The organism is Flavobacterium sp. (assembly GCF_044338735.1).
Classification (GTDB): Bacteria; Bacteroidota; Bacteroidia; order Flavobacteriales; family Flavobacteriaceae; genus Flavobacterium.
This window is the reverse complement of sequence record NZ_JBIIWV010000068.1, coordinates 1-10,988: the sequence shown is the minus strand read 5'-3', so window position 1 is coordinate 10,988 and position 10,988 is coordinate 1. Positions and strand designations below refer to the sequence as shown.

14 protein-coding genes and 1 tRNA gene are annotated in these 10,988 nt (G+C 32.8%); 6 read left to right on the top strand and 9 right to left on the bottom strand.

The window, feature by feature from the left end:
• The first annotated feature begins 91 nt into the window (after positions 1-91).
• Genes ACIQZC_RS06095 through bshB1 form a run of 3 tightly spaced genes read left to right on the top strand, consistent with a single transcriptional unit; the run spans position 92 to position 2,322 of the window.
• Entirely contained in the window at positions 92-514 is a 423-nt protein-coding gene (locus tag ACIQZC_RS06095) for a hotdog fold thioesterase (protein ID WP_396138348.1), read from the top strand.
• A complete protein-coding gene (locus tag ACIQZC_RS06090; protein ID WP_396138347.1) occupies positions 514-1,548 on the top strand; it encodes an isochorismate synthase in 1,035 nt (344 codons plus the stop codon). Before ACIQZC_RS06095 ends, ACIQZC_RS06090 begins: the two co-directional genes overlap by 1 nt.
• A gap of 57 nt (positions 1,549-1,605) precedes the next feature.
• Positions 1,606-2,322 carry a bacillithiol biosynthesis deacetylase BshB1 gene (bshB1, locus tag ACIQZC_RS06085; RefSeq protein WP_396138346.1) on the top strand — a complete coding sequence of 239 codons (717 nt, stop codon included), beginning with the start codon at positions 1,606-1,608 and terminating at the stop codon, positions 2,320-2,322.
• Between the two features lie 75 nt (positions 2,323-2,397).
• On the opposite strand, the gene ACIQZC_RS06080 is transcribed toward bshB1, so the two are convergent.
• The 3 genes from ACIQZC_RS06080 to ACIQZC_RS06070 are packed head-to-tail and all read right to left on the bottom strand — an operon-like array spanning position 2,398 to position 3,914.
• The gene (locus ACIQZC_RS06080) at positions 2,398-2,844 is read right to left on the bottom strand and encodes a hypothetical protein (RefSeq protein ID WP_396138345.1); all 447 of its coding nucleotides are present in this window, start codon (positions 2,842-2,844) and stop codon (positions 2,398-2,400) included.
• 10 nt (positions 2,845-2,854) lie between these two features.
• A complete protein-coding gene (locus ACIQZC_RS06075) occupies positions 2,855-3,286 on the bottom strand; it encodes a lipocalin family protein (protein WP_396138344.1) in 432 nt (143 codons plus the stop codon).
• A gap of 16 nt (positions 3,287-3,302) precedes the next feature.
• Positions 3,303-3,914: a hypothetical protein gene (locus ACIQZC_RS06070; RefSeq protein WP_396138343.1), complete on the bottom strand. Its 612-nt coding sequence runs from the start codon at positions 3,912-3,914 to the stop codon at positions 3,303-3,305.
• Positions 3,915-4,303: 389 nt separating this feature from the next.
• Here ACIQZC_RS06070 and ACIQZC_RS06065 point away from each other — a divergent pair.
• A tRNA-His gene (locus ACIQZC_RS06065) sits at positions 4,304-4,379 on the top strand.
• Between the two features lie 96 nt (positions 4,380-4,475).
• Here ACIQZC_RS06065 and ACIQZC_RS06060 read toward each other — a convergent pair.
• From ACIQZC_RS06060 to ACIQZC_RS06050, 3 genes are read right to left on the bottom strand one after another with little or no spacing between them, the layout of a single operon-like run.
• Positions 4,476-5,042, bottom strand: a complete 567-nt coding sequence (locus tag ACIQZC_RS06060) for a YceI family protein (RefSeq protein WP_396138342.1) — start codon at positions 5,040-5,042, stop codon at positions 4,476-4,478.
• Between the two features lie 31 nt (positions 5,043-5,073).
• A complete protein-coding gene (locus tag ACIQZC_RS06055) occupies positions 5,074-5,709 on the bottom strand; it encodes an NAD(P)H-dependent oxidoreductase (protein WP_396138341.1) in 636 nt (211 codons plus the stop codon).
• 8 nt (positions 5,710-5,717) lie between these two features.
• The gene (locus tag ACIQZC_RS06050; protein WP_396138340.1) at positions 5,718-6,170 is read right to left on the bottom strand and encodes a MarR family winged helix-turn-helix transcriptional regulator; all 453 of its coding nucleotides are present in this window, start codon (positions 6,168-6,170) and stop codon (positions 5,718-5,720) included.
• Between the two features lie 126 nt (positions 6,171-6,296).
• Here ACIQZC_RS06050 and ACIQZC_RS06045 point away from each other — a divergent pair, with 126 nt between their 5' ends.
• Positions 6,297-6,602: a rhodanese-like domain-containing protein gene (locus ACIQZC_RS06045; protein WP_396138339.1), complete on the top strand. Its 306-nt coding sequence runs from the start codon at positions 6,297-6,299 to the stop codon at positions 6,600-6,602.
• A gap of 41 nt (positions 6,603-6,643) precedes the next feature.
• On the opposite strand, the gene gcvT is transcribed toward ACIQZC_RS06045, so the two are convergent.
• On the bottom strand, positions 6,644-7,726 hold the full coding sequence (gene gcvT, locus ACIQZC_RS06040) for a glycine cleavage system aminomethyltransferase GcvT (protein ID WP_396138338.1): 1,083 nt from the start codon (positions 7,724-7,726) through the stop codon (positions 6,644-6,646).
• A 165-nt stretch (positions 7,727-7,891) separates the two neighbouring features.
• Between gcvT and hutH the strand changes: the two genes are divergently transcribed.
• Positions 7,892-9,391, top strand: a complete 1,500-nt coding sequence (gene hutH / locus ACIQZC_RS06035) for a histidine ammonia-lyase (protein WP_396138337.1) — start codon at positions 7,892-7,894, stop codon at positions 9,389-9,391.
• 10 nt (positions 9,392-9,401) lie between these two features.
• Here hutH and ACIQZC_RS06030 read toward each other — a convergent pair whose 3' ends face one another.
• Positions 9,402-9,584 (bottom strand): hypothetical protein, encoded by a 183-nt coding sequence (locus ACIQZC_RS06030; protein ID WP_396138336.1) that lies wholly within the window; start codon positions 9,582-9,584, stop codon positions 9,402-9,404.
• A 13-nt stretch (positions 9,585-9,597) separates the two neighbouring features.
• Positions 9,598-10,965, bottom strand: coding sequence for a 30S ribosomal protein S6--L-glutamate ligase (gene rimK / locus ACIQZC_RS06025; RefSeq protein WP_396138349.1), 1,368 nt, complete (start codon positions 10,963-10,965; stop codon positions 9,598-9,600).
• Between the last annotated feature and the right edge of the window lie 23 nt (positions 10,966-10,988).

Here is a 10,988-nt window from a genome sequence, read left to right as displayed (position 1 = left end):
AAAAATAAATCAGCTATTATCATCTACTAAAACGAAAAATATTCTATATTATTCTAGCAATAATGATTAATTTTACAAAAAAAATAATACCATGTTTGATAGAGATACCATGTTGCAATTGTGTAATGAATGGAGTAAAAACACATTAATGAACACATTAGATATAGTTTACACCGATGCAGGTGAAGATTTTTTAACGGCAACTATGCCTGTAAATCCTAGAGTGCATCAGCCAATGGGGTTATTACACGGCGGGGCAACAGTAGCTTTGGCAGAAAGTGTAGGAAGTGCTGCTTCATTGATGTTTGTTAATCCTGAAAAACAGGAAGTGCGCGGAATTGAAATTTCGGCCAATCATTTAAAAAGCAAACGAGAAGGAATGGTAACTGCTACGGCTAAAATTATTCATAAAGGCGCTAGTATTCATTTGTGGGAAATTAGAATCGTTGATGAAGAAGGAAGATTAATTTCGCTTTGCAAATTGACTAATATGGTTTTATCCAGAAGACAATAATGCAACTTTTTGAAGAAATAAACACGCTTTTATCAGGTCAAAATCCTTTTGTTTGTTATGTTAAACCAAATGAATGTATTTGGAACTTACAAGTCCAACAAACTAATGAAATAGTTCCGTTTTCTGGTCAATCAGGTTTTGTATTTATGCCTTTTGATGCAGGTGTAAAAATATGTTTACCAACAGAAATTAGTGCTTTCTCACAAGGAAATTTTGAAAATTTAGAGCAGAAATCAGCCGATAAATTTACTTCAGAAGCCAATCAAAAAGATGCTTTTGAACATTTAGTTTCCAAAGGAATTGCTGCAATTCAAAATGGCGCATTCGATAAAGTAGTTTTATCGCGAAAAATCGTTTTGAATGAACAATTATCGGTTTTAGCAACCTTTCAGAACTTAATTGCTACGTATCCAACTGCCTTTCGTTATTTATTTTTTCATCCGAAAATTGGATTATGGATGGGTGCAACGCCGGAACGATTAGTAAAAATAAATCAAAATCATTTTGAAACAGTTGCCTTGGCAGGAACACAATTGTTTTCTGAATCTATAATTTGGACTACCAAAGAAATTGAAGAACAACAATTTGTAACCGATTTTATTGTTTCTGAAATAGCATCTAAAGTAGAAAATCTAATAGTTTCGGAACCTAAAACAATAAAAGCAGGTAATTTAGCGCATCTGAAATCAGTAATTACTGGACAATTGACTGATGATTTCACAGAATTAGATTTGATTACCTATTTACATCCAACACCCGCGATTTGTGGATTTCCGAAGGAAAGTGCTTTAGTTTTTATTCTGAAAAATGAAGCATTTAATAGAACGTATTATTCAGGATTTTTAGGCGAATATAATTCAAACAATCAAACTGATTTATTTGTAAATTTACGCTGTTTAGAAGTTGTAAATAATGCTGTGAATATTTATGTGGGTTGCGGCATTACAAAAGATAGTAATCCTGAAATGGAATTTTTGGAAACAGAAAATAAATCCATGACGATGCGAAATATTTTAGTATTCAGTGGTCAGTAATCAGTGTTCAGAAAAAAAACTTAGTGATTTAGTGCCTTTGTGGCAAAATTAAAAGATATGAAATTAGATATACTAGCTTTTGGAGCGCATCCAGATGATGTAGAATTAGGTTGTTCGGGTACGATTGCTAAAGAAATTTCTTTAGGTAAAAAAGTAGGCATTATCGATTTAACTCGTGGTGAGTTAGGCACACGCGGAACTGTAGAAATTAGAAATACAGAAGCAACTAAAGCTTCGGAAATTCTAGGTGTTTCAGTGCGTGAGAATTTAGATATGCGCGATGGTTTTTTTGTAAATGATGAAAATCACCAACTAAAAGTCATTAAAATGATTCGCAAGTACCAACCCGAAATTGTATTGTGCAACGCCATACAAGACCGACACATTGATCACGGAAAAGGAAGCAAGTTGGTTAGCGATGCTTGTTTTTTATCGGGATTGATTCAAATTAAAACGGAAATCAACGGAGAAGCACAACGTCCTTGGCGACCAAAGGTTGTGTATCATTACATTCAATGGCAAACTATTGAACCCGATTTTGTAGTGGATATTTCAGATTTTATGACTCAAAAAATGGAAGCAGTGCAAGCTTATAGTTCTCAATTTTATGATCCAAAATCTAAAGAACCAATTACACCCATCGCCTCTAAAAACTTTTTAGAAAGCATACAATACCGCGCAAAAGATTTAGGAAGACTAGTAGGAGTGGAGTACGCTGAAGGTTTTACCGTAGAACGATATGTGACGGTTGATTCGTTAGGGGATTTGAAATAGAAGCTTGTTAAAACGACTGAAACAAGATATCATAACAAAGCAAATGATTGTAGTAAGACCGCTTGATTCCAATTGTTAATTTGAACTATAAACTCTTTCTGCACTGTTATTAGTAGTTGCATCAGTAGCAGTAAACTTTAGTGTTGTAGAAGTTAGTTCTGTTATTATCAAAGTTTCTGAAGTAACATTAGTCCCAAAAAATTTTAAATTAATTGTATTGCCATTTTTTATCCAATTGAATTTTTCTAAACTATATTGATCACTACAATTATTACCTGTACTACTAGCAACATAATTAAAATCTGCAATATTCGAAGATAGAAAATCAACATAATCTCTGTGCCCATTATTATTACATACTGTAGGATAGTGTGTGGTACCTTGATAAGTTTCTGAAACAAAATACCATCTTCTTTCGAGTAATGAGTTGTTATCATTATTTGTTTCAGAACTATTGTCTCCAGAGGAACATGATTGTAATATTAAAAATGTAATACTTAATAGACAAATTAGTTTTTTCATAATTTAGAAATTAAATCTTATTATAACTTGACACCATAATATAATTTGAAGTAGTTTCTTTTATTTTTAATGTTGTGTTTGTTAGGATTATAATCTCCCATGTAACTTGTAAAACGTTGTTTTGATAAATATTTATTATATCATCGGTTTTAGTGTATGTTCCAATACCGCCTCCTTCTGCACAACTACTATTATATGTTACCGCTTTAAAACTTCCTTGACTACCAAATTGATAATTGTCTTTTTTGGTTGAACATTCAAATTGGAAATTTATTAGAGGTGTAGAACTATTAATACTTGTTCCTGGAGGAAATTCTCCCACTTGAAAAACTTCCCACTTCCCAACTAACTGAGAAGATGACACGTTGGTATCACTACTATCCGATGAACACGATTGCAGTATTATAAATGTAATACTGAATAGGTAGAATATTTTTTTCATTTTTAAAATTATTTTATTATCGGCTAGAAAACACCAATATTATACCAAGCCATACTCCTGATGAAATCCCAAAAGCTTTCCAAACTTTTTTATTTTTTATTCTATGTGCCTCATCGATATATCCTCTATTATAATCTGCATTTTTCATAAGGTTAGAATTTGGATACTTAAGATTATCATCATCTGGATCAGTAGAAGCACATAATGCAGCAGGTATAACCCCAATTATCGGACTTGTTAATATTGTTGTTGCAGCAGTCCATCCAGATCCAGATTTTTTACCTCTGTAAAATGATTTAGCATCTGTTTTTCCTTTTGAGAACATATCATTTTCATTGTTTTGTTCCGAAACACTTATTTCATTTTTAGTATCTTTAGCTATATCATTAAAAACATCTTTAGTTCCATTTTTGTATCTAATTATTAATACTTCTGACTTGAGGATACTAAATAATGGACCATCTAAATTATTTGTTTTCTTATATTTTATTTCCGTTGATGTTACTTCCAATACTTTGGCACTAATATCTTCTCCTGTTTTTTTTGTAATCATGTCTTGTGAATAAGATAGATTAGAAATAATAAAAATCGTAGCTATTAATAGTAATTTTTGAGTAATTTTTTTCATAATTTGATTGTTTAATTTTATTCAAATATAATTAAAAATCAGTTACATACAACTTATTTAATACAATCACATACATTTAATCAGATGAAAGTATCAACCATGTTTAAAATACCTAGGGCGTTGAGTGTTACTATTGCAGATTTGTTTAATTTTATAAAAAATGATTACAGTAATATTTAATTTTAATTAAAACAGAATCAATAATCAAGACCATTTAATAATAAAAAATTAATTAAAGTTATTTTTAAAAGTAGAAGGAAAGTAAAATTAAGTTCTTATAATAGAAAAATATTTAACGATCAATAGTTTATCAGATTTGAAGTAAAATATTTATTTTTTTCTTTGCAAGTATGAAGTTTAGTCTTATATTTGCACCCGTATTTATACATGGTGGTTGTAGCTCAGTTGGTTAGAGCATCGGTTTGTGGTACCGAGGGTCGCCGGTTCGAGCCCGGTCTTCCACCCCTTAATTATGAAGCTCCGAAGTAATTCGGAGCTTTTTTTTATTGCATAAAAAAAGCCTTGAAATAGTTCAAGGCTCAAATTTATTTTAGATTAGTTTTAGAACGCTAATTTAACCGTTAAATCAAAATCATCAGAAATTGCTCTATCTCCTAAATCAGTGAAGAAACTTCCTGAACCATATTTGATATCATATTTTGTTCTGTTCACTTTTAAGGCTGCTGTTGCAGTATTATCTGCTACGTTTAATTCAAATTTAACTGGTTCAGTTTTTCCTTTGATGGTTAAATCTCCAGTTACGGAATATACATTAGCCGATTTTTCACCAATAGATTTAATCACTAAAGTAGCTGTTTGGAATTTTTCAGTTCCAAAAAAATCATCCGATTTTAAGTGAGTATCTAAATTTGTTTTCCCTTTTCCTTCTAAATCGGTCGTGTTGATAGTTGTCATGTCAACTGTAAAGTTTCCACCAACTACTTTTTTTCCTTTGAAAATTAAGGTACCTTCTTTCAACATAATGTTTCCAGAATGTTCACCCGTTACTTTTTTCCCTACCCAGTTAACGGTACTTTTTGCTGCGTCTACCTTTTTGCTTACTTGTGCAAAAGACGTTACAGAAACGAAAGCTATTAAAGCTACTGCAATTGATTTTAAATTTTTCATGTGTAATTGTTTTTAAGTGTTAAATTAAATATTAAATAGTTTCAAATAATTCTTCTGTTGATTTTCTAACTTTCGCTAGATGTTGTGTTGCATCATCTTCATGGCGATAGCCTACTGCAGCTACAAGTGAAGCATTGAGTCCTAATGCATTGAGTCCTAAAATTTCGTTGTATTTTTCTGGTAGAAAGCCTTCCATTGGTGTTACGTCAATTTTTAATTCAGCAGCGGCATTCATTAAATTTCCTAGTGCTAAATACGTTTGTTTGGAAGTCCAAATCGCTTTTTTCTCCTGCGGTAATCCCACAAGGCTGTTCTTCATAAAGTCGCCATAACCTTTTACTGCTTCCATTGAAATTCCTCTGGTTTGCGCAATAGTTTCTAAATAATGATCAATATGAGATTCTTGAACATCTGTATTATTTGCAAAAACAAAAAGGTGTGATGCATCAACAACTTGACTTTGCCCCCATGAAGCTGGAAGTAACTGCGCTCTAATAGCTGGGTTTTCAATAATAAATACTTTATATAATTGTAATCCATAAGATGAAGTACTCAATCGAATGGCTTCTTTTAGAAATTCTAAATCAACAGGTGCGATTTTTTTTGTGGCATCAAATTTTTTTGTGGCATAACGCCAATTTTGGTTTTCGATAAAATTGTTTTTCATAGTGTATATTAATTTCTAAATTTTTCTAACAGGGTATTCAATTGGGCTAATTCTTTTTCAGAAAGATTATTGCCAAATTTCTTTTCATGCCCTTCTACTAATGGATCTAATTGTTGTAATAATTCCATTCCTTTTGATGTAATGGTTATTTCCATTTTTCTTCTGTTTTCAGGACAAATTTCACGTAATACCAATCCTTTTAATAACAGTTTATCAACTAATCGGGTAGTGTTGCTGGTTTTGGCAATCATCCGTTCTTGAATCATACACATATTTACCGCATTTCCTTTTTGACCTCTCAAAATTCGCAACACATTAAATTGTTCAGCCGAAACATCAAACGGTTTTAGCAGTTCATTAAATTGATCAGCAATGACATTTTGAGTATACATTACATTAAGCAATGCCTTTTTTTCTTGTGCCATTGGAAAAGTGGTTTTTATGATTTCTTCAATTCGCATTCGTACTCTAATATTTGTAGGTACAAATGTAGTATATTTTTTAGTTGTATATACAAATGTGTGTTAATTTTATATTAAATTTTTGAATTTCGTTTTTTATAGTATTTTTGATAAAAATTTTAAGCAATGAATTTAGAACAAAAAGAGTGGTGGAGTCAGTTTTTAAACGATGAACACGGAATCATTATTGATGTGCGCACAGAAGATGAATTTGAAAGCGGAAAAATTCCTGGTTCCTTAAATATTGATATTTATAAAGGACAAGGTTTTATTTATGAGATTGAAGAGTTAGATAAATCCAAAAATTTCTATGTGTATTGTGCAGCGGGAGTGCGCAGTGCAAACGCTTGTGGAGTAATGCAACAACTCGGCTTTGAAAATGTATTCAATTTAGTAGGTGGTTTTTCTAACTGGGATGGACCAACAGATTAATAAAAAAAATATCCGCAACTAGCGGATATTTTTTTGAATCATTATTTCTTGTAAAATGGCATTTTAACCACTTTAGCTTTGATGTCTTTATTTCGTATGCGAATATAAATTTCTGAATCTGGTGTTGCTAAAGCAGTAGGCACGTAACCCATACCAATAGCGATTCCTAATGTTGGCGATTGTGTTCCCGAAGTTACAATTCCCACTACAGTTCCATTAGCATCACAAATTTCATAATCGTGACGTGGAATTCCGCGTTCTACCATTTCAAAACCAACTAATTTGCGAGAAACACCCGTTTCTTTTTGTTGTTTCAAGTTTGCTGAATTGGTAAAATCTTTATCAAATTTTGTAATCCAACCTAAACCTGCTTCTAATGGAGAAGTCGTATCGTTGATGTCGTTTCCGTATAAACAAAATCCCATTTCTAAACGTAAGGTATCACGAGCCGCTAATCCTATAGGCTTGATGTTGAAAGGTGCTCCTGCTTCAAAAACTTTGTTCCAAATGTGTTCGGCATCTTCATTTTTAAAATAAATTTCAAATCCACCCGAACCAGTATAACCCGTAGCCGAAACAATTACGTCTTGTTTTCCAGCAAAATCATCTATTTTAAACGTGTAATAGCCCATATTTGCCAAATCGATATTGGTTAACGATTGCATCGCTTCAGCTGCTTTTGGACCTTGAATGGCTAATAAAGAATAAGCTTCCGAAGCATTGTTCATTTCCACACCTAAATCGTTATGCGATGAAATCCAATTCCAATCTTTTTCAATATTTGAAGCATTAACCACTAACATATAATGATTATCAGCAATTTTATAAACGATTAAATCGTCAACAATTCCGCCATCGTTATTTGGTAAACAAGAATATTGTGCTTTTCCATCAACTAATTTTGAAGCATCGTTTGAAGTAACTTTCTGAATCAAGGCTAAGGCATTTTCTCCTTTTAAGAAAAATTCACCCATGTGAGATACGTCAAAAACACCAACGCCATTTCTAACAATTTCGTGTTCTGCATTGACTCCTTCATATTGTACGGGCATGTTATAACCTGCAAACGGAACCATTTTAGCTCCTAAATTTTCGTGAATGTGCGTTAAAGCTGTATTTTTCATGATTTGATGTTGTGATATTTGAGAGCGCTAATTTATTGAAAATTCTTAAAAATATATTGCCTTTTCCTTTAAAATTTGAGAACTATTTATTTTTTGTTAATAATGATAATAAATCTTGCATTTTAGCAATTCTTTGCGGAATTTTGAACTTTATAAATTAATCAGATGGAAAACATACATTATATAAGTTCAGATTTATTATCAATTGAGATGGTCAATGAAATTGTTTTTCAAGGAAAACAGTTGGCATTATCGGAAGAGGCAATCGTTAATATTGAAAAATGCCGAAAGTATTTAGATGATAAAATGAAATCAAATTCCGAACCCATTTACGGTATCAATACTGGTTTTGGTTCGTTATGTAATGTAAAAATTTCGAATGAAAATTTATCAAAACTTCAAGAAAATTTAGTAAAATCTCACGCTTGCGGAACAGGCGAGGAAGTAGCTCATGAAATTGTAAAAATCATGTTGTTGCTTAAAATTCAATCGTTGAGCTATGGTCATTCAGGTGTTCAATTAATCACTGTACAACGCTTAATTGACTTCTACAATAACGATATTTTTCCTGTAATTTATACGCAAGGTTCGTTAGGAGCTTCAGGCGATTTGGCTCCATTAGCCCATTTATCGTTACCCTTATTAGGAGAAGGTGAAGTGTATTCAGATGGTTTCAGACAACCTGCTGCAAAAGTTTTGGAAAAATTTGGTTGGGAACCTATTATTTTACAATCAAAAGAAGGATTGGCATTATTAAATGGAACTCAATTCATGAGTGCTTATGGGGTGTATTGCTTGATTAAAGCAGAAAAAATATCCTACTTTGCAGATGTAATTGGAGCCATTTCTTTAGAAGGTTTTGATGGTCGCCTTGAACCATTCACCGATTTAATACATTTAATTAGACCTCACAAAGGACAGGTTCAAACCGCTGAAAGAATGCGTGATTTTTTAGAAGATAGTGAAATTATCGCCCAATCTAAAGCACATGTTCAAGATCCCTATTCGTTTAGATGTATTCCTCAAGTGCATGGCGCTTCAAAGGATGCAATTGATTACGTAAAAAAAGTATTTCGCACAGAAATCAATTCGGTTACTGATAATCCCAATATTTTTGTAGGTGAAGATTTGATCCTTTCGGGAGGTAATTTTCACGGTCAACCTTTGGCTTTAGCCTTAGACTTTTTAGGAATCGCTTTATCAGAATTAGGAAGTATTTCAGAAAGACGAACTTATCAATTGATTTCAGGATTAAGAGGTTTGCCGGCGTTTTTAGTAAACGACCCAGGTTTAAATTCAGGGTTTATGATTCCTCAATATACCGCTGCAAGCATTGCCAGTCAGAACAAACAATTGGCTACACCAGCGAGTATTGATAGTATTGTTTCTTCAAATGGTCAAGAAGATCATGTGAGTATGGGAGCCAATGCAGCTACTAAAACATTACGAATTGTTGAAAATGTGGAACGTATTTTAGGAATTGAATTGTTAAATGGTTCGCAAGCACTAGAATTTAGAAGACCTTTACAATCGAGTGAATTTATCGAGCGTTTTGTACAATCCTATCGAGAAGAAGTTTCTTTTGTCTCTGAAGATAGAATTTTACATTACGACATTGAAAAATCAGTTGCTTTTTTAAATAGTTTTCAAATAGATTTTGAGTAACTCTTAAACCTTATTTTAAGCGTTTTGCTATCGAAATAATCAACACAATTAAGGCAGTTGCTTCTGCTAAAAGACCCGTTGCAAGTAGTATTGTTGCGCCAGGCCAATGCATGATTTTGAACAACGCACCTACAATAGTAATGACAATTCCTAAAGTGAAAAATAAAATCGGAAGGGCATATTGTTTTTTCATATGTAATTATTTTTTATTTCCATTTAAAATTCTTTTCAATCGCTTTGATCATTTCTCCAGCGATGTCTTTTTGAGTGGCACCTTCAATTCCTTCAAGTCCAGGAGAAGAATTCACTTCTAATAATAAAGGGCCTTTTGCAGAACGAATAATATCTACACCGGCTACTTTTAAATTCATGGCTTTTGCAGCTTTGATGGCAATTCTCTTTTCATCAGCTGTAACTTTGACAATAGAAGCTGTTCCGCCTAAATGAATATTGGCTCTAAATTCACCTGGTAAAGCTTCACGTTGCATAGCTGCGACTACTTTTCCGTCTACTACAAACAAACGCAAATCTTTTCCATTTGCCTCTTTGATGAATTCTTGCACAAGAATATTTGCATTCAAACTTTTAAAGGCGTTAATAACAGATTCAGCCGCTTTTTTGGTTTCGGCTAAAACCACACCTTTTCCTTGCGTTCCTTCTAATAATTTTACAATTAAAGGAGAACCACCTACCATTTTGATTAAATCGTCGGTATCTAAAGGCGAATTTGCAAAGCCTGTAGTTGGAATTTCAACACCATTATTTAATAATAATTGCAATGAAAATAATTTATCTCTCGATTGTGTTATAGCCGAAGCATTGTTTAATGCATAGACTTTAAGTGCCTCAAATTGACGGGTTAAGGCGCAACCATAATAGGTCATGCTAGGACGAATACGTGGAATAATAGCGTCAAAGTCATTCAATACTTTACCACCTCGATAATGAATTTCGGGTTTGGTAGCATCGAGTTTCATATAACAGTATTTCAAATTTAAGAAGTGCATTTCATGGCCTCTTAGTTCGCCTGCTTCCATGATACGTTTGTTGCTATACAACTCTGGATTACTGGCTAAAAGTCCAATTCTAAGTCCTTTTTTTTGCTCTTCAGATGCGTAATAATATTCTTTTAATTTATCGGTTGTGGGTTGGCCCAATAAATAGCGTTGCTCAGGATCAACCAATACTCTTCCAGACATGGCTTCTCTTCCCAATAACATTCGGAAACCCATGGAATCTCTATTGGTTAATGTAACTTCTATTTCCCATGTTTTTCCACCAATTTCTAATTTTGTTTTTATTACATAACGTTGCTCTCTGTAACCACTCGAACTTTTAACCACTCGTTTATCAATTAGAGGGGCTTCGCAATGAATAACCGCTTTGGCATTATTTTGTATCGGATTAACGTCAAATTTTACCCAATTTTCACTGTTTTTTTCAAATGTAACAATGTTTATTGCATGTAAAGCCGAAGTTTTAGCTCCAGAATCTACTCGTGCTTTAATTGTTGGAATTCCTAACGTAGGGAAGGAGCACCATTCTTCGCTACCTACAATAACTTTATCTAGCATGTTTAACCGTATATTTTTAAAAT